The organism is Rhodoflexus sp. (genome assembly GCF_053489755.1).
Genome location: NZ_JBRCHD010000026.1, coordinates 23751 through 43392, shown reverse-complemented (window position 1 = coordinate 43392; position 19642 = coordinate 23751). Strand labels below are relative to the sequence as shown.

General features: G+C 45.9%; 17 protein-coding genes. 13 read left to right on the top strand and 4 right to left on the bottom strand.

The features are described 5' to 3' along the window. Positions 1 to 16 precede the first annotated feature (16 nt). From metG to ACWIP2_RS05855, 3 genes are all read left to right on the top strand, one after another. Positions 17 to 2050, top strand: coding sequence for a methionine--tRNA ligase (gene metG / locus ACWIP2_RS05865; RefSeq protein WP_448518975.1), 2034 nt, complete (start codon positions 17 to 19; stop codon positions 2048 to 2050). A 128-nt stretch (positions 2051 to 2178) separates the two neighbouring features. After that, positions 2179 to 2379, top strand: coding sequence for a hypothetical protein (locus ACWIP2_RS05860; protein WP_448518974.1), 201 nt, complete (start codon positions 2179 to 2181; stop codon positions 2377 to 2379). A gap of 271 nt (positions 2380 to 2650) precedes the next feature. Continuing rightward, positions 2651 to 4378, top strand: a complete 1728-nt coding sequence (locus ACWIP2_RS05855; protein ID WP_448518973.1) for a DEAD/DEAH box helicase — start codon at positions 2651 to 2653, stop codon at positions 4376 to 4378. Positions 4379 to 4610: 232 nt separating this feature from the next. Here ACWIP2_RS05855 and pdxH read toward each other — a convergent pair whose 3' ends face one another. Next, the gene (gene pdxH, locus ACWIP2_RS05850; RefSeq protein ID WP_448518972.1) at positions 4611 to 5246 is read right to left on the bottom strand and encodes a pyridoxamine 5'-phosphate oxidase; all 636 of its coding nucleotides are present in this window, start codon (positions 5244 to 5246) and stop codon (positions 4611 to 4613) included. 47 nt (positions 5247 to 5293) lie between these two features. Here pdxH and aroQ point away from each other — a divergent pair, with 47 nt between their 5' ends. Then, positions 5294 to 5716, top strand: coding sequence for a type II 3-dehydroquinate dehydratase (aroQ, locus tag ACWIP2_RS05845; protein WP_448518971.1), 423 nt, complete (start codon positions 5294 to 5296; stop codon positions 5714 to 5716). Between the two features lie 72 nt (positions 5717 to 5788). Continuing rightward, positions 5789 to 6358, top strand: a complete 570-nt coding sequence (locus ACWIP2_RS05840; protein WP_448518970.1) for a hypothetical protein — start codon at positions 5789 to 5791, stop codon at positions 6356 to 6358. 7 nt (positions 6359 to 6365) lie between these two features. Here the strand turns inward: ACWIP2_RS05840 and ACWIP2_RS05835 are convergent, their stop codons facing one another. Continuing rightward, the gene (locus ACWIP2_RS05835) at positions 6366 to 6662 is read right to left on the bottom strand and encodes a HesB/IscA family protein (protein WP_448518969.1); all 297 of its coding nucleotides are present in this window, start codon (positions 6660 to 6662) and stop codon (positions 6366 to 6368) included. 68 nt (positions 6663 to 6730) lie between these two features. Between ACWIP2_RS05835 and ACWIP2_RS05830 the strand changes: the two genes are divergently transcribed. The 7 genes from ACWIP2_RS05830 (at position 6731) to ACWIP2_RS05800 (ending at position 14443) form a co-directional block, all read left to right on the top strand. Continuing rightward, on the top strand, positions 6731 to 7252 hold the full coding sequence (locus tag ACWIP2_RS05830) for a DUF7935 family protein (protein ID WP_448518968.1): 522 nt from the start codon (positions 6731 to 6733) through the stop codon (positions 7250 to 7252). 16 nt (positions 7253 to 7268) lie between these two features. Then, positions 7269 to 9881 carry a DUF2339 domain-containing protein gene (locus ACWIP2_RS05825; protein ID WP_448518967.1) on the top strand — a complete coding sequence of 871 codons (2613 nt, stop codon included), beginning with the start codon at positions 7269 to 7271 and terminating at the stop codon, positions 9879 to 9881. 84 nt (positions 9882 to 9965) lie between these two features. Beyond that, positions 9966 to 11123: a homogentisate 1,2-dioxygenase gene (locus tag ACWIP2_RS05820; RefSeq protein WP_448518966.1), complete on the top strand. Its 1158-nt coding sequence runs from the start codon at positions 9966 to 9968 to the stop codon at positions 11121 to 11123. A gap of 151 nt (positions 11124 to 11274) precedes the next feature. Further along, positions 11275 to 11628, top strand: a complete 354-nt coding sequence (locus ACWIP2_RS05815) for an STAS domain-containing protein (RefSeq protein WP_448518965.1) — start codon at positions 11275 to 11277, stop codon at positions 11626 to 11628. Beyond that, entirely contained in the window at positions 11588 to 12022 is a 435-nt protein-coding gene (locus ACWIP2_RS05810) for an ATP-binding protein (RefSeq protein ID WP_448518964.1), read from the top strand. Before ACWIP2_RS05815 ends, ACWIP2_RS05810 begins: the two co-directional genes overlap by 41 nt. A gap of 108 nt (positions 12023 to 12130) precedes the next feature. Continuing rightward, on the top strand, positions 12131 to 13939 hold the full coding sequence (gene htpG / locus ACWIP2_RS05805; protein WP_448518963.1) for a molecular chaperone HtpG: 1809 nt from the start codon (positions 12131 to 12133) through the stop codon (positions 13937 to 13939). Positions 13940 to 14041: 102 nt separating this feature from the next. Next, positions 14042 to 14443, top strand: coding sequence for a hypothetical protein (locus ACWIP2_RS05800; RefSeq protein ID WP_448518962.1), 402 nt, complete (start codon positions 14042 to 14044; stop codon positions 14441 to 14443). Between the two features lie 2 nt (positions 14444 to 14445). Here the strand turns inward: ACWIP2_RS05800 and ACWIP2_RS05795 are convergent, their stop codons facing one another. Then, on the bottom strand, positions 14446 to 16971 hold the full coding sequence (locus ACWIP2_RS05795; protein ID WP_448518961.1) for an ABC transporter permease: 2526 nt from the start codon (positions 16969 to 16971) through the stop codon (positions 14446 to 14448). An 84-nt stretch (positions 16972 to 17055) separates the two neighbouring features. On the opposite strand from ACWIP2_RS05795, the gene ACWIP2_RS05790 reads away from it, so the two are divergent. After that, positions 17056 to 17631, top strand: coding sequence for a hypothetical protein (locus tag ACWIP2_RS05790; protein ID WP_448518960.1), 576 nt, complete (start codon positions 17056 to 17058; stop codon positions 17629 to 17631). Positions 17632 to 17922: 291 nt separating this feature from the next. On the opposite strand, the gene ACWIP2_RS05785 is transcribed toward ACWIP2_RS05790, so the two are convergent. Then, on the bottom strand, positions 17923 to 19371 hold the full coding sequence (locus ACWIP2_RS05785; RefSeq protein WP_448518959.1) for a DUF4625 domain-containing protein: 1449 nt from the start codon (positions 19369 to 19371) through the stop codon (positions 17923 to 17925). Between the last annotated feature and the right edge of the window lie 271 nt (positions 19372 to 19642).

Sequence of the window (19642 nt, the reverse complement as noted above, 5' to 3'; positions counted from 1 at the left end):
TATTTTTTCTCTGGATATGACTCAATTTAAAAGATATACAGTTACTGCTGCTTTGCCCTATGCAAACGGGCCGCTCCATATCGGACATATTGCAGGTGCGTATCTGCCGGCAGATACCTACGTGCGGTACCTCCGCCTGAAGCGCGAAGATGTGGTATTTGTTTGCGGTAGCGACGAGTATGGCGCTGCAATCACCATCCGTGCTAAAAAAGAAGGCATCACACCACGCCAAATTATTGACAAGTACCATAACATTAATAAAAGTACCTTTGAACGCTTCGGCATCAGTTTCGATATCTATCACCGTACTTCCGAACCGATACACACCCAAACTTCTCAAGATTTTTTTCTCAAACTACACGAACAGGGATTGTTTGAGGTGCAGGAAAGTGAGCAATACTACGATGAGGAGGCAAAGCAGTTCCTCGCAGACCGCTACATTGTAGGCACCTGCCCTAAGTGCGGTAATCCAAATGCTTATGGCGATCAGTGCGAAAAATGCGGTAGCAGTCTTAGTCCGTTAGAATTGATCAATCCTCGCTCCATACTAACAGGAACCACTCCTGTTTTACGTGCAACCAAACACTGGTATTTGCCTATGCACCAGTTTGAACCTTGGTTGCGCGAGTGGATAGTGAACGAAAAGCAAAATTTGTGGAAGCCCAACGTGTACGGGCAGTGCAAATCATGGATTGAGCAAGGGCTACAATCGCGCTCCATGACCCGCGATCTGGACTGGGGCGTGCCGGTTCCCCTGCCCGAAGCTGCGGGCAAAGTACTCTATGTATGGCTCGATGCGCCAATTGGCTATATATCAGCTACTAAAGACTGGGCTGCTGCCAACGGCAAAAACTGGGAAGACTACTGGAAAAGTCCCGACACCAAGTTGGTACATTTCATCGGCAAGGATAACATTGTATTCCACTGCATCATTTTCCCGATCCTCCTGAAAGCACATAGAGAGTTTATCTTGCCAACGGATGTACCCGCCAATGAATTTCTCAATCTGGAAGGCGATAAAATCAGCACTTCGCGCAACTGGGCCGTGTGGTTAGACGAGTACATGGATAATTTCCCCAACAGAATAGACGAATTGCGCTATGTACTTACTTCTATCAGTCCCGAAAGCGGTGACAGCGAGTTCACATGGCGCGATTATCAGGCACGTGTAAACAACGAACTGGTCGCAATTCTGGGCAACTTCGTCAATCGCGTGTGGGTACTGATGCATAAATATTTTCAAGGCCAGCTACAAGGCAGCGGTATCATTGACTTTACCGATGAAGCGTTGCGACAAGTCACCGCAACAACTTACAACAACCTGCAACAAAACATAGAAGCCTATAAATTTAAGAATGGGCTTAATGCAGTAATGGACTTGGCCCGTGCAGGCAACAAATACCTCACCGACAGCGAACCATGGAAAAAATTTGGCACTGAACCCCACAAAACGGCAGAAATACTAAATAATTGCGTCGTGCTTACGGCACATTTGGCGGTTTATATGCAGCCCTATTTGCCCACAACTGCTGCCAAGCTATTCCAAATGTTGCAATTGCCTAAAACAACTTATCATTGGGATGAACCGCTTACGTTTGTGGCAGGTCATCAGTTGGCACAACCGCAGTTGCTCTTCAGAAAAATAGAGGATGCAGAAATTGAGCAACAGATCCAAAAATTAGAAAAAACTAAACTCATACAAGCGCCCGCCGAGCCGCTCAAAGAACAAATCACCTACGATGATTTTGCTAAGTTGGACATTCGCGTAGCTACGGTACTTGCTTGCGAAAAAGTGCCAAAAGCCAAAAAACTCCTGCAACTGACTTTGGATACAGGCATAGACCATCGCACGGTAGTCAGTGGCATTGCCGAATATTTCGAGCCTGAGTCGCTGGTAGGTAAGCAAGTGCTGCTGTTGGCCAACCTTGCCCCTCGCCAAATGCGAGGCATCGTTAGCGAAGGTATGATCCTCAGCGCACAGGATAGAGACGGCAGACTGGTACTCGTAGGCCCTAACGACACCGTTATCAGCGGATCGCAAGTAAGCTAACTATCTGATAACCAGATCATCAGAAAAAATTTTAAAACTTTTTAAGAAATATGGGTTACCTTTCGCGCGCTTCTTGTATTAAGCGTCAGAATTGAAACTTTTCAGAACCCAAAAACGAATTTGTTACTATGAAAACTCTAAAATTATTGATCTTGGTATCTGTATTTGGCTTCTTTACCGCTTGCGGTGGCGCTAAAACTGAAGAAACTCAAACTGAAACTCCTGCTGTAGAGGCGCCTGCTACAGAAGAAGCTCCTGCTGTAGAAGAAGCTCCTGCTGCCGGTGACTCTACTCAAACTGAAGCTCCTGCTGAGACTCCTGCTCAGTAATCTACATCAGTAGCACACAAACCTATTAAAACTTTTGCCTGTTTGCTTTTTTAGCAAGCAGGCTTTTTTATTTGCAAAATACTTCCTATCTTTGCAGCGTCAAAATCGTTCCTTTATTTGATAATGTTTCGCGCTTTGCTTGTGTGCAATGGTTTATCCATTTTTTCACCCAACATCCCTTTATCCGAATATTCGTGTGTCGGCAAAGCCTATGATATTATCTCTGAGGCGGGGTTTTGTTTGAATTAATTTTTGGAATTATTAACCATTCATGGAACAAGTAACATTCGATTCACTTCCGCTGTCAAGCGGAACATTGCAAGCTATTGCCGACATGGGCTTCACGCTTGCCACTCCTATCCAATCCCAAGCTATTCCTTTCGCGCTCGAAGGACAAGATGTCTTAGGACAGGCACAAACCGGCACCGGCAAAACAGCAGCTTTTGGTATTCCCATCGTAGAAAGTATTGACGCTGACAGCCGCGATACGCAGGCTTTGGTGCTTTGCCCTACCCGCGAACTGGCTGCGCAAATTGCAGAAGAAATCAAAAAAATCGCCAAATACGAACCTAATCTGAATGTAGTCGCTATTTATGGCGGCGACAGCTACGACCGTCAGTTGCGCGAACTGAAGCGCGGCGCACAAATCGTTATCGGCACTCCCGGTCGTGTGATGGATCACCTAGAAAGAGGTACGCTCAAAACTCACGCCATCCGCATTGCCGTACTGGACGAGGCTGATGAGATGCTCAACATGGGTTTTTTAGACGATATGGAAAAAATTCTTGGCAATCTTCCCGAAGATCGTCAAACTATGTTGTTTTCTGCAACCATGCCCAAGCCAATTCTGGAACTGACTAAGAAGTTCCTCAACGACCCTGAGCATGTGAAAATTGAGCGTACAACTCTAACAGCCGCTTCTATTGCGCAATATTACTTTACGGTTAGAAGCAATCAAAAAGTAGAGTTGATGGCGCGGCTGGTTGAAAAATACGATATTAAGCTAGCTATTACTTTCTGCAATACTAAACGCATGGTGGACGAACTGGTCGCAGAACTGCACGTTAGAGGCGTTCAGGCTGAAGGTTTGCACGGCGATATGAGCCAAAGCCAGCGCACAAGTGTTATGTCTCGCTTCCGCAATGGTATTACACAGATGCTGGTAGCTACTGACGTGGCTGCACGCGGCATAGATGTAAACGATGTAGATGCTGTATTCAACTACGACATTCCAAACGATATTGAGCAATATGTACACCGCATCGGTCGTACAGGTCGCGCCGGCAAAACAGGTATGTCTTTTAGCTTCATCACCAATCGCGAGATGGGCAAGTTGCGTGAAATTGAGCGTTTTACCAAATCCCGTATAGAAAAAGGCGAAATTCCAAAGCCGCAGGAACTCTTGCAATTGCGCCGCGAGCGCTTTGCAGGCAAGGTAAAAGCAACTGTAGCTGAAGGAAACTTACAGGATTTCACAACACTGATTGGTCAACTGATGGCAGAAGGCTACACAGCCGAAGATCTGGCAGCAGCACTTGCCAAAATGGCAGCAGGTGAAATCAACCGCCCATTCGGCGAACTGGAAATCCTCAACGATCGCTCTTCTACACAGCCACAGCCGCGTTTTGGCAGCAGAGGCGAAGGCTTCTCTGATAACAACCGCAGAGGCGAACGCAGCGGCAGATCAGATCGCAACGGCGAACGCAGTAGTTTCAACCGCCGCGAAGAAAACAGCCGCAGTGGCTACCAGCGTTCTACAAACGAAAAAATGATCCGCCTGTTTGTAGGTTTAGGACGCAATGAAAAAATCAGCAAAGGCGATATCCTTGGTGCTATTGCGAACGAAACCGGTATCAATGGAAAAAATATTGGCAGTATCGAAGTGTTTGATAAGTTCTCTTTTGTAGAAATTCGCGAACAAGATGTACAAATGGTCATGCGCATCATGGGCAAACGCAAAATTAAGGGCAAAAGCCCGCAAATAGAGATAGCAGACTAAGTGCTGCAAGCCTCTGGGCAAATAAAAGAGGGTGTCTGAAAAGTAACACAAACTTTGGTCTGTGATTTATTAATCACTTGATAATCAAATATTTACACACTAAAGTCTGTGCTACATTCAGCCTTTTTAGACAGTCTCTTTTATGCCATTTGCGGCAAAAAATATATGCTAACCACAAGATCGGCAGTCAATGTAGCGTTTGCACCGACATGAATTCAGCCTCTCAGTAAACCTACGGCGCAAGCCTGTAAATTTTCCATGTGTTATCTTCCATAAGTTCATAGACAATGCGGTCGTGCAGACGACTACGGCGCCCTTGCCAAAACTCAAAATAGTCGGGGATCAGCCGATAACCGCCCCAGTTTTCCGGACGGGGAGGATCTTGCTGTGCATATTGCACTTCTAATGCGCGCATCCTGTTTTCCAACTCCTCTCGGTGCGGCAACGGTTTGCTCTGGTCGGAAACTATTGCACCAATACGGCTCAGCAGCGGGCGGCTATTGAAGTATTCATCTGATAATGAGGCTTCTACTTTGTCCACTTTGCCTTCTATGCGCACCTGACGCTCCAACTCGACCCAGTGGAAAGTAAGCGCAGCAAACGGATTTTGCTGCAAATGCTGCCCTTTGCGGCTGCCGTAGTTGGTAAAAAATACAAAACCTGTATCTATGTGTTTGAGCAAAACGATCCGCCCTGTAGGTCTGCCATCGCTGCCAACGGTTGCCAAATTCATTGCTGTAGGTTCTGTCAGTCCGCTGTTCAGTGCTTCCTCAAACCATTTATTGAACTGATCAAAAGGCGAATTTGCCACGTCGCCCTCGCTGAGGGTGTGGCGGGTATACTCTTTGCGAATATCAGAGATTTGCATAAGATTCGTATTTTGAGCGAAATTACTACAGCCAATCCACATGTGCGATGACTGAGATTATTATTATCAACGGCCCAAACCTGAATCTTTTGGGCAAACGCGAACCAGAGATCTATGGCAGCAATACTTTTGAAGATTTTTTTAATCGTTTGCAAAAAGAGTTTTGCAATAGTGTTCGATTGAATTATTTTCAATCGAATCACGAAGGGGCTATCATTGACAAACTGCATGAAGTTGGTTTCAGCGGCACAGGTATTGTCCTGAATGCAGGCGGGCTTACGCACACTTCGGTAGTACTTGGCGATGCGGTAGCGGCTATTTCTTCACCTGTTGTAGAGGTGCATATTTCCAATATTCACGCCCGCGAACCTTTCCGACACCACAGCTACATCAGCAAATATGCTAAAGGAGTGATTGTTGGTTGTGGACTGAACGGCTATCGGCTGGCAATTATGCAGTTGCTGGCATGATAAAAACTGTCAGATTCTTAGTATCTTTGAACAAAGAGGCTTACACTGCTGATGCCTGAAAAATCCTAAACAATGGAAAATATTGCACAGGCAATCAATCCCAGACTAATCCGCGAAACTTTCGGCAATCGCATATACTACCGAAAAGGCGCTTTCCTGGTTGCGCTGGGGCTAAAAACAGAAAGCGATATTATGGGCAGCAGCATTTTTCAGGCGCTGATCGTACAGGCACTTGTATTCTATCTGAAAACTGTTTTACCTGCAAAAAAGTATTGGCTGCCTACCAATGAGGCAGGTTTGCATCTTGCGCCCAATGAAAATTTTGCAAATGATATAGCGGTCGTTGAGAAAGCAAAGTTAAAAAATCCGATCTCCGAACACTACAACGATCAGCCACCCAAAGCAATCATAGAAGTTGATGTCAAAGTAGATACAGACAATGCGGAGACGGATTACTTGCTTGAAAAGTCTTTGCGCCTGTTAAACTTTGGGGTAGAAACTGTCTGCTGGATTTTGACACAAAGCCGCAAAATCATTGTGATGCGATCGCCAAAGCAAATGGAAATTTATCAATGGCACGAAACTGTTAACCTTTTTTCAGGCTGTAGTTTTTGCCTGCAAAAAATCTTGACAGATGAATAAATCCTGCCTATTTCCGATTAAAAACAAATCCACGCTCAGTTGCGCGGTCTTCGAAGTCTATCTCCAGACCCAGCAAGAACATCATCTGGCGCTTTTCGTAGATCACCGGAATATCCAACACATTATACTGCTGATCGCCTTCGCGAGCTTTGTCAAAACCAAGCCTGTAGCGCACCCCACCGCAGCCCGACGTTCCCTCTGCAATCACGCGGAGTGCATATCCCTGCGGAATGCCTTTATTTTGCATAATGTAGCGGATTTCGTTGGCTGCTGCATTGGTAATACTTATCGGTTGGAGTTCCATGTTTTTTTAACTCAAATTTGCAGCAAAGGTAGGCAGATTGCCTAAATTTGGCTTGCAAAAATATTGCTATGGAAATTTTGACTGAAATACTGCAAATTGTTTTACCCGCAGGGCTTGCGATTTATGCTATGTACCTGACCTTGCGCACTTTTTTAAACAGAGACTTTGAGCGGCGACTAATAGAACTAAAAGCCAAATATACAGACATCACTTTGCCGCTGCGCTTGCAGGCATACGAGCGGATGGCACTTTTTTTGGAAAGGATTTCTGCACCGCATCTGCTGACGCGCCTCAGCGATAGCGAACTGACCGCCATCCAGTTGCAAACTATTATGCTCGAGGAAATACGCAACGAATTTGCACACAACCTCTCGCAACAGATCTACATGAGCGACGAGGCATGGGAAAAAATTCGCGCTGCTATGGATAACATGGTGGCGATGGTTAATGACTCTGCCTCTGAAGTGCCGCCCGATGCGCCTGCTATTCAGCTTTCTAAAACCATTGTTAGCAATATTATCGCGCAAAACGACGATATTACGGGTAATGCGCTGAAATTTCTCAAAGCAGAAGTCCGTAATTTTCTATAAGTCAAACCATTAGCTTGTGCCTGATACGCCCGAAAATATACCCCCACAGGATGCGCCTCAAACGCCATCAAACGACGGCAAGCCGCTTGCCGAGCAGATCAATCGCTTTGTGTCTGAAGTTTTGGCTAACCGCGAAGCAATACAAAAGGCAGAAGGCATCTATAACCCTATCACGCAGGATGAGGAGTACAAGTTATTGTATGAAAAAGGACTGCACGAAGCCATCAAAGACTACGATATCAGCCACTATCCATTCTATGTTCCCCCACGCCGACGCTTGCAGAACGAAAAGCGCGAAGAGGCTGATAGCCAGTCTATTGACTGGAAAAAAATAGAACAAAAAGTTTACCTGAAAGCCTTTACAGAGCCGGAAGACGATTTGGAAGAGCAAATTCATACCATTTCGCAAAAAAGTTCCATTCCCTACGAGAAAACCCGTCAGTTGATCTTAGAGCGACTTGCCAAAGGAAAAAATGATTTCGAGCGCTTTATCTATGAGGACGTTTTCAGCAAAATAGCCGTACTGATCTTTACTATTGGCATCGGGATGTTAATTCGCTACGGCATCGCAGAAGGCGTACTCCCCGAGTGGGCGCGTATCAGCATCGGGATGCTAATTTCGGGGATTTTGTTTGCCATTGCCAAGCGGATGGAAAACAGCAACCAAACATTCAGTCTGCTGTTTGCTACCTCTGCGCTGTGCTTGATGTTTTATACCAACTATCTGGCTTTCAGAGAATACAACTTTCTAAACCAGTTTGCTGCCTTTGCGCTGATGCTTTGCATTATCTCAATTTCGCTGGGTCTTTCGCTGTACTATAATCGGCGCTACTTCGCAGTGCTAGCAATCGTTGGCGCCTATCTTACGCCCTTTGTAATTGTCGGCGAACAAATTAATTACAATTACTTTTTCAGCTACCTATTCGTTATTACCCTCAGCACCATCGTGATCGCTTACCGAAGGCGCTGGATTCTGCTCAATTACCTCACCTTTATTACAACAATGGTCATCCTGACGGGCTGGATGTGGCGCGTTAATCTGGGCAGCCTGCAGATGCTTTACACAGGAATGACATTTAGCACATTGTTCTACTTAGTTTACTTTGGAATGCACCTGCTACACAGCCTGCGCCAACTTCGCGACGAAACCGAAGTAGCCATGAGCGAGCGAGATCTGTTCTTTTTCGCGCTTAATATGGGCTTTTTCATCCTATCGGTTTACCGCTTGTTGGGGGCACATTTTTTAGTAGGCGAGTATTTTGGCTGGTGGCTCGTAGGTACGGGTATTTTCAATGGTGCTTTTGGCTGGTGGCTTTACAACAAACCCGATAGCAACTATAACATCAGAAAATACATGCAGGCCTTTGCCTTAGGTGGGGTCAGCATAGGGATGCTGTTTATCTGCCAAACACGCCATACACTGCATCTGGCATGGCTGGCAGAGACTTTTGCGCTGTTGCTCATCGCTCGCTACTGGCGCGTGCCTATTTTCCGCGATGCAGCAGTGCTTACCTTTCTGGCTTCTTTAATAACACTGTTCAGTATTTGGTACAGCACCTACAATGGCAGTGCTAAGCCTGATTTCCTGTTCAATAGCGCCGTTTTTGCGACAATTGCATCTGTTTGTATCTACATCGGGGGGCTATTCCTAGTGCAGATGCAGGCACAGGCTACCGAAGGGCGGCTCATGTTCCTGACTTATGAAGCAAAAGCCCTCCAAGGACTGCTGGCAGGTGTCAGTATCGGACTGATTTATCTATCGGGCAACATAGAACTGACCTACCACCGCTTTTCGCATCCCGATCTGGAACGCTTAGTGATTGGCATCTATAATACTATTTTTGCCATCCTCTTCTGGGTAGGTGCTACGCGTACGGCCAACAAACGCCTGCAATTAGCTGCCAATTATATCCTCATGGCAGCTGTGATTTCTTACATCGTTTTTGCACATCCGAAGGTTATTAACCTGCGCAACGAATTTCTGATTGGCACAGCAAAACCAACTTGGTTTTTTGTGCATTATATTAACCTGATATTGGATTTGTTGGCTATTTACCTGCTGCTTTCCTACCAATACGGCATTTTCAGTCCGCTGACAAAACAAGCAGGCAACAATGACGCAGAGGAAGATTCGACTACTTTGCGGATTGATTATGTAGTGTGGTTAGCTTGCGGCTCGCTGGTATTCCACCTTACTGCCGAACTGGATCATTTGTACGTAGTCTTTTTTTATGATGCCGACAAAAGTTTTGCCAAAAATATTAGCTACCTGTTAGAACAAACAAGACTCTTCTTCTATCCGATTCTCTGGTCATTGATCGCTTTTGGAATAATGCTGCTTGGTGTTCAGTATCGCATCAGAGATTTTCGCATTATTGCATCCGCCCTGCTTGGTGCAATGTTGCTCAAACTACTTGCCTACGACATCTGGAAGGTTTCGCGCTTTACTCAGATCCTACTGCTGATCATCATCGGAGGTTTGCTTTTTATTGTCTCCTATCTGAACACACAGCTGCGGAGTTTTCTGGCAGAAGGTACGCTGGACATAGACGAAATTTACCAAAAACTCACCGGTAAAAAATCTGCTCCGCCGCCTCAACAACCTCCATCTGATCAACAGAAACCCTGATAACAGATGTGCGCGTTGTGTTTATCGGCAAAAAGCACTATACTTGTTACACTAATTAATGTTATGTCAATAAATTATTAGCCTATGCCTATCTATCATAAACTCGGTAAAATTCCGCACAAGCGACACATTACTTTTGAAAAACCTCAGGGTGGCTATTATTATGAGCAACTGTTTGGTACAGAAGGCTTTACTGGCATGTCGGCGCTGATGTACCACGTGCATCGCCCCACGATGGTCAAAGAAATCATCAACTCGTACAGCGTTGAGCCGAAAATCGCAATTGCCAAAAATATCAAAGCGCGCAAATTACGCGGGTTTCAAGCCCCGCCGGCAGACGACTACTTGGCAAGCCGGATACCATTGTTTGTTAATAATGACTGCACGATTGGCGTAGCAGCTCCGCGCCAAAGTATCACTGACTATTTCTACAAAAACGGCGAACACGATGAAATGCTATTTATCCACAAAGGCAGCGGCAAGTTGCGTACACAAATGGGCACTATTCCCTTTGAATACGGCGACTACCTCATCATTCCACGCGGCGTGATCTACCAATTGGAATTTGATAGCCCGGACAACCGCATCCTCTGGATGGAATCCCGCGCGCCCATTTACACACCCAAACGCTACAGAAACGGGTTTGGGCAGATGCTGGAGCACTCCCCTTACTGCGAGCGCGACTATAAACTGCCCGTTGATCTGGAAACTTATGACCAGAAAGGCGACTTTATGATCAAAGTCAAAAAACAAAACATGATTCACGAAATTGTATATGGTTCACATCCTTTCGATGTTGTAGGCTGGGATGGCTACAATTTCCCTTACGGTTTCAGCATTCACAATTTTGAACCCATTACAGGACGCATTCATCAGCCGCCCCCTGTGCATCAGACTTTTGAATCCGAAGCATTAGTTGTCTGCTCATTTTGCCCGCGCCTATACGACTACCACCCTCAGGCTGTTCCCGCACCCTACAATCATAGCAACATAGACTCTGAAGAAATTCTCTACTACGTAGATGGAGACTTTATGAGCCGCAACGATGTAGAAATAGGCATGTTTACACTTCATCCGGGCGGAATTCCGCATGGACCGCATCCGGGCGCAATGGAGCGCAGCATAGGTAAAAAAGAAACAAAAGAACTGGCTGTGATGATAGACACCTTCCGCCCCTTAGCGCTAACCGAACAGGCAATGCTGCTCGACGACGGGGTTTACTACAAATCGTGGATGGAATAGTCCACTGACAATCAGGCTATCAAACCCGATAGATCGTTTCGGTCTGTCGGGTTTTGTGCATGAATGCTGAACCATTCCATAGAAAATTAGATAGCTTTGCAAGGAAAAATTACAAGCAGCAGTACAACCCAAGCCTTAAAAAAACGTTAAAATGGTAGATGTAACAACAGAAGTAACCGGCGGCATTGCCGTAGTATCAGTAAAAGGCGAGCTTGACGCAAGTTCGGCATTGGTTTTTGACAGTGCATTAGAGGAAGTCTTGGCCGCACAACCTCAGTCTATTGTAGTGAATTGTGCCGCTTTGGAATACACCTCCTCGCCAGGTATCGGTGTTTTCATATCGAGACATGGCGAATGCGAAGAAAAAAATATTCGATTTGCACTTAGCAATGTTAGCCCGAAGATCGCCAACGTACTCAAAATACTCGGACTTGATCAGGTTATTAGAATTTACACCACTACTGATGAAGCAACAGCAGCAATGGGAGCATCAAATCAGCATTAAGTGCAAGCGAGAGTCGTTAAATACGCTTCGAAAGTTTGCAGGCGACGTGCTGAGCGGGTGGTCTATAACAGACGAACAACAATACTTACTTGTGTTAGCTTTAGACGAAGTTTGCGCAAATATCATCATCCATGCACACCGCTGCAACGATAATGATGAAATCGGTATCAAAATCATTCGCGAAACTAACAACGTTTACTTCGAGGTAAGCGACACCAAACCGGACAATTTTAACATCAATCTGTACGAAGTACCTACCATCAGCCAGATCATCTGTGAAAAAAAGCGCAGTGGAATGGGGCTTTTTCTGGTCAAACAGATCATGGATGAGATCACAATTGAGCAATCAGAGGGGCTAAAGATCTGCCGCATGAAAAAACTCATCAGTACTTGAGTCTCCTACGGTCTGACTTTTTGTCAGGTACGTCTGTAGGTGCGATACTTCCAAAATGGCTGGCATGAAATTAGACAATTAGCTTTACGGTCTAAAGTCTAATTTATTATGCAAGAGAAAGGTTCTATCTCCATCCATACCGAGAATATCTTCCCAATTATCAAGAAGTTTTTATATTCCGATCACGAAATTTTTCTTCGCGAGCTGGTTTCTAATGCAGTAGATGCTACGCAAAAACTCAAAAGTCTTGCAGCGTTGGGCGAGTTCAATGGTGAAATTGGCGATACCCGCATCAATATCAGCTTAAATCGGGAAGCAAAAACAATCACAGTCAGCGATAGAGGTATCGGCATGACAGCCGATGAAATCAAAAAATATATCAATCAGATCGCATTTTCAGGTGCAAAAGAATTCATCGAAAAATACAAAGACAAAGATCAAAGTCAGCAACTGATCGGACAATTTGGCTTAGGCTTTTACTCTGCCTTTATGGTTGCCGAAAAAGTGCGCATCGTTACCAAATCATGGCAGGAAGGCACAGCAGCTGCGCAATGGATCTGCGACGGCAGCACCGAGTTCGAAATCACACCTGCCGACAAAACAGATCGCGGTACAGACATCATCTTGCACATTGCGGCAGATTCTGAGGAGTTTCTACAAACCTTCCGCTTGCGCCAAATTTTGCTCAAGTATTGTAAATTTTTACCTATCGAAATAGCACTTGACGGAGATGTTATTAACAATACACAACCACTTTGGACAAAAACCCCTACAGATCTGAAAGACGAAGACTACCTGAACTTCTACCGCGAGCTATACCCCATGGCAGAAGATCCACTCTTCTGGATTCATCTCAACGTAGATTATCCATTCAACCTGACAGGGATTTTGTTTTTCCCAAAAGTGAAAAACGAACTCGTCAATCGCAACAAAATACAACTCTACCAGAAGCAAGTCTTTGTTACCGATGAGGTAAAAGACATCGTTCCTGAATTCCTGACGCTGTTACATGGCGTAATTGACTCGCCCGATATTCCACTGAACGTATCGCGCAGTTTCCTGCAAGCTGACAGCAACGTCAAAAAAATCAATAATTATATCACCCGCAAAGTTGCCGACAAACTGCAAGAGCTATTCAAAACAGACCGCGAAGCCTATCAGCAAAAATGGGATGGTATAGATGTATTTGTTAAGTTTGGTATGATCAGCGACGACAAGTTTGCCGAAAAAGCTCCCGGATTTGCACTCCTGAAAAATACCAAAGGCAAATACTTTACTTTCGATGAGTACAAAGCGCATATTCAAGCAAATCAAACTGATAAAAACGGCAATCTGGTATTGCTTTACACCAACCATCCCGAAAAGCAGGATGTTTACATCCAAGCGGCTGAAAAACGCAGCTACGATGTGCTGTTGCTCAACGGCATCATAGACAGCCACTTCACCGGATTTTTAGAACGCAAATTTGAAAAATCGCAGGTGAAGCGCGTAGATGCCGATACTGTTGATAAGTTAATCGAAAAAACCGACCGACAAGATGTTATATTGTCTGAAGATGAAAAAAATCAAGTCATTGAGCTGTTCAAAAAAATCAGCGGTAAGGAAACGGTAACTGTAGAAGCTATCTCCACAGACGAACTGCCGGTGAGTATCGTCGTCCCCGAGTTTTTCCGCCGTATGAAAGAAATGGCGATGTTGAGCGGAGGCATAGATTATATGAGCAATCTTCCCGACCAGTTGAACATAGTAGTTAATGGCAACCATCCGCTGATCAGCCGACTGCTCAAGGAACAGAACGCCGACGAGCGCGAAAAAATAGCCCGACACACCTACGATCTGGCACTACTGGCACAAAACATGCTCAACGGCAAAGACTTGACAGCCTTCCTGAACAGAAGTTTGGAGTGGCTCAATTAACCCGCTGAATTTTTAGCTAAAACGCCTCAAAGTCAAGTGCTTCTGGGGCGTTTTTTATTTGATTTATTGATTAGATTCGTACACATTTAAACACCTGAACATATGCTGATCTACGAGGATCAATTCGGATATTTTAAGTATGATGCCGCACAAGGCTTATTTGAAATTGTTACAACCATGACGGCGGCAAACACGCCCGAAGAGTTCAAAGCCTTTATGCAAACTTATGCAGCGCAGATGATACCAACCAAAGCACCTAAACTATTGCTGGATACTTCGCAAAGTAGTTTTATTATTACGCCCGATCTTCAGGAATGGGTTGCAACTGAAATAGCTCCACAGACAATCGGTGCAGGGCAGCGCTTCGTTGCTACGATCCTCCCACCAGATCTTTTTTCAGCTATTGCTATGGAACAACTCATGGATGAGGGAATCATCACAACTGTGCAAAACCGTTATTTTGATAGTCGCCCAAAGGCTTTGGAATGGTTACAAAGCGTTTAGATCTATGTCTCAGAGCGAAGTACCTCCAGCGGCGGACGATTGATGATTGATCGGCTGTTCCATAGCCCAATGCCCAAAGTCAGCAGGGTGATGCCTGTGATAGTAGCAAAAGGCAACAATAAATCAGGTGCAAAGACTATTTCAAAACTGAAATAAGACAGCGCCCAGGCTGCCATCAGTGCTAATACAACGCCTGTCAGCGAGGCAATCAAACCAACGGCAAGGTATTCTACTGCATTGATCTGTAAAATCTGGCTACGAACTGCCCCAATGGTGCGCAGCAGAACACTTTCGCGCATCCGCTGGTAGCGGCTGATAATTACCGAACCTGCTAAAATGAGCAATCCTGTCAAAATACTAAACATTGCCATAAAGCGAATAGCAAAGGAAACCTGATCCAGTACCTCGTCCACCGTCTTTAAGATCAAACCCAAATCTACCACAGAAACTGTTGGAAACTGCTGTACAAGTGCCTGTTGGAAACGCGCCGACACCTGCTCGTCGGGAACGCGGGTAACCAATACATGAAACTGTGGTGCGTTCTCTAATACGCCTCGCGGAAACAGCACTACAAAATTGGTCTGCACGCGCGAAAAATCTACCTTCCGCAAATGCCCGATGATGGTTTCGATATTTTTTCCTTGTACATCGAACGTAATGCGATCGCCCAGCCCAACTCCCATCCGATTGGCATAAGATTCATCGAAAGATACAAAGATTGTGTCCCCTGCCCTGCCACGCCATTTGCCTCCTGCATTGCGTTCCGACTCAATCAGGGAGTCGCGATAGGTTACGCGGTACTCGCGATCTAACGACCAAGATGCAATCTGAGAAGTAGTATCTGCTTTAATTTCGCGTACCGATCTGCCATTAACAGCCGCTACGCGCATTGTTACAATAGGAACTTGCTGCAAAAGTGGCAAATTAAATTTACTGGCTAAGCGATTTACATCATCGCGCTGGCTGTTTTGAATGTCGAACAATACCATATTTGGCTGATTTTCGCGCCCTGCAAACTGTACTTGGCTAAGCAACAAATCCTGTATAAAAAACAGCATAGCCACCAACGCCGTACCCAAGCCGATAGATAGAACCAACACAAGGGTTTGATTATTAGGGCGATACAAATTAGCAAAACCCTGTCTCCACACATAAGGCAGCGATAGAGCAGCTAAGTTGCGCAGCAGCCACATCAGGGCAAAGGCTGTAAGCGCCAAAAGTCCGATAGCAACAGCTACGCCCAGTATAAAGACACCCGCTTCTATCCATGAGCGCACCTGCAAGCGGGCAAAGCCTGCAATAAATAGCACGGTGAGCAGATAAACCAAAATAATTGCGCCGTCCCACTTTTTTTGATCACCCTCGTAGGAGCTTCGCAAAGTACGTAGCGGCGATACGTTGCGCACACGCAACAGCGGCGGCAGTGCAAACAAAAGCGCTACCAACACACCTGCCGCAACTCCACCCAACAGCACAGAAGGAATCAGCCTCGTGCTTACCTCAACGGGCAGGAAATTTTGGAATACAACAGGCAGCAGCGATTGCATAGCAGCCCCCAGTGCCGTCCCGATCAGAGCGCCTACAAAGCCCATCAGTACAATCTGCAAGAGGTAAATCAAGAACGCCTGCCGTCCGGTAGCGCCCATGCAACGCAGCACAGCTATCAATGGAATCTTTTCGGCAACATACACATGCACCGCACTGGCTACCCCCACACAACCCAATAGGAGTGCAACAAAAGCCACGAGGTTCAAGAAGCGATTCAGGTTTTCAAAGGCGCGTCCTAAACTGCGCTTGCGCCCTTCGACAGTTTCTGTATTAAAACCTGCGCGGTCAATAACAGGCATCCATTCCTTTAAGAGGCTTTCTATATCTGTGTTTGCTGCAAATTTAAAATAATGACGATAAATCAAACGACTGCCTTTTTGTACCAATCCTGTAGAATCCAGTAAATCGAAAGGGATATACACAGGAGCAGCTACTGTTCCCACAATTCCCGACTGTCCGGGAATCTGTTGCAAACTACCTGCAATTTGAAAATTTAATTTACCGATAGTAACAGAATCGCCGACCGTAGCATCAAACTGTAGCATGAGCGTATTGTCCACCAATGCGGCCGATTGTTGCTGAAATGCCCGTGCAGCTTGTGGGGGTAATGTTTCTATTTGGCCGTAAAACGGAAAATCGCCCTTAAGCGCTCGCACTTGGACTAATCGCGTTCCCTGCGTTTTAGGAAAGTACACCATCGAAGCAAAGGTACACTCCTGTGCCTCTATACTACCGGGTACTGTCCGAGTCAATTGCAATAAAGAGTCGGGCAGGGGGCGGCTTCCCGAGATTACGAGATCTGCCCCCAGTAGTTCTTTTGCCTGATTATCAATATCTTGTCGCAGATTCTGATTAAAGGAGTTAATTGCTACAAGCGCTGCAATCCCCAATACAATAGAGGAGAGGAATAAAAGTAGTTTACCCCTACTGCGGCGACTGTCGCGCCATGCCATGCGACAAAGCCATGAAAAGAGTTGCATCTGTGCTATTTTTATAGCGCAAATTACAGTTTTAAGTGCAAATATTCGCTTAATTTTGATTGGTAAAGTAGTGAAGATGCACCTATGCACATTATAGAACCTTTTTATCGCTGGGAAAATTTTTACACCGCCGATTCGGACGAGCGCTCGCCGTTCTATGGCAGGGAGTACGACCTGAACGTATGTCGCAACGACGTGTACGGCTACTACATCCACCCTTCATGGGATGAGTTTGGCTCGGAAACACTCTATTTGAAAATTATTTATACCGACTACCACCATCGCTTTACTGTGATTGAATTTATTGGCGAGTGGAACGACGCTATCCACAACGATGTAAGCTATCTAAAACGCAACCTAATAGACTACATTAATCGCGAAGGTATTATTTACTACATTCTGATTGGGGAAAATATTCTCAACTTTCACGGTTCAGACGATTGCTATTACGAGGAATGGTACGAAGATATAGAAGACGAGGGCGGCTGGATTTGTGCGCTGGGCTTCCGCGAGCACGTCATCGAAGAATGGAAGAAATTCAACGTAGACAGCTACATCAACTACGGCGGCAGCCTTGAACTCACCAACTGGCGCACCATGCACCCGCTGAAAGTTTTCCAAATCTTGCAAGCTAATTTGCAACGCCGACTGGGGGCGTAAAAAGCTCGTTATCAAATTGGTATAAAGCCATTTACAGATGTCATGCCTACGGCATTTGCAAATAAAATTGATATGTCTTTGCTACAAAGATGACAAGCCTATCGGCTTTGTGCCAGGAAAAGCCCGTAGGGCTGCTACCTTTGTAGATAACCATGCCATTTTAGGATTAAAACGCCGTAGGCATGGCACCTCACAGCATATGAATAATGCTGTAAACTGCCTAACTTCTAAAAAATCCGCGCGAACCTGCGTCATCTGCCAAAAATCAGCGTTCTGAAAATCTGCAAAAATCTATGGCACAACAAATCGGAAGGTCTGTACTACTTCGGGATTGCGCGTGTCTTTAATGCGGAATTGCAAGACAAAATTGCGACTTGCAGCAGCTGCCCGTTCCGTAATCACAAAACGATTGACCGAATTAGGGTCTGCTAGGTCAAAAGGCAGGGGCGTGAGTTGCTGCGCGGTCAGGTTGACTACGCGCTCGGGGCGCTGTTCGGGTCCCCAGAAAATCTGTACATACTCCAAAGCTCTGTCTTCCACTATCTTACCAAAGATCAGCAATTCTGCACCAACGGGCAGCGGCGTCGGCGTTGTGGACGAAAGCGTGGTTAGCTCGCCTCTGATGCGGGCTTCTGTGAGCAGGAGCTGCGGCGGCTCGTCTTTGGTGATATTCAGCACGAGGCGGAAAGGTTGCGCCTTGTTGCCTGCGCTGTCGGTCGCAAACAGGTTGATTTCGTAGCTGCTGCCTGCTACTGCATCGGCAGGAGGCTGAAAGCGCTGGTTTGCCAGCAGATTCCCCAACTGCGCTGTTGTTCCACTCAGGTTAGCGCGGAAAACCGTATCGCGCCGCGCATTGATAGCGTTAAAAGTAATTACCAAACGCCCCAAACGGCGGTTATCGGTAACAGTACCGGACAAAATGCGGAAATCGTCGCCTTCAATCACAGTGGCTTCGCGCTTCTCGTTGATTTGCGGTGCGGTTGTCTGCACGCGGATTTGCGGCGCTTCATCATCGCAACTAAGCAACAAATTGAAACTTCGATTAACCGTATTATTGCCTTGATCGGTGACAGAAATAACCAATAAAAGCCGCGTATTATCAGCAATATTGGCTGGAATGCGCAAATTTTGATCAAAAAGATTGTCAAAATTAACAATATCGCTATTGACAAGACGCGTTAGGTTGAAGATGCCTGCAATCTCAGCACGGACTTCGCGGATGCGGAGGTTGTCTGTTGCCCGCCCTGTCAGGTTGAGCAGCGTTTGGCGGCAGATGAGGTAATTGCCTGCTGCATCGCGTTGCAGCCCCACCAAATCAAGATTGATGATGACAGGAGGACGCTGATCGCCAAGTACATTAAACGTCAGTTGCTGCGCGGTCTGGTTTCCGCTGAAATCAAACAAGCGAATACTCATTTCATACGCTCCCGGTTGCGCCGTTGCAGGAATGGGAATGCGCAGCGTATCTTCAAACCTTCTGCCGCGCAGCTTGCGATTGAAAGTCGGGTTCCAGATTTGCCCGCTGCCGCTAACATCGCCTGTTTTGCGGATGCTTACCACTGCAGAGTCCAACCGGTCGTTATCGCCAAAGCTGAAAACAACCTTGATGGTATCCTGAATAAAGTAAGATTGCGCTAATGGTGTAAGCACTTCAATTTCAGGGGCAAACCGGTCAATAACGGGGATGCAGGCTGCAATCGTCCCCAGTAGTAAGCACCCTAAAACAACTACTTTTTTCATCTATACAAAATATTAATCGGAGTCCATGAGTCATCATCAAGCCCGCCTCAAATTTTGGAACGCTGATAGTGGCTGATGACGCAGATTTTCACGGATTCTTATATTCTTTGCGGGCTTTGCGAAAATCATTGCGCCCTTTGCGGTTAAACCATCCCAGCGCTTCTATAAACTGGGTACGTTTCTAAGCGAAAATTGTTGCGCCCTTTGCGGTTAAACCTCTTTTACCGTAAAGAACGCCAAGTTTTACGCTAAGAACGCAGAGGTTAAATGG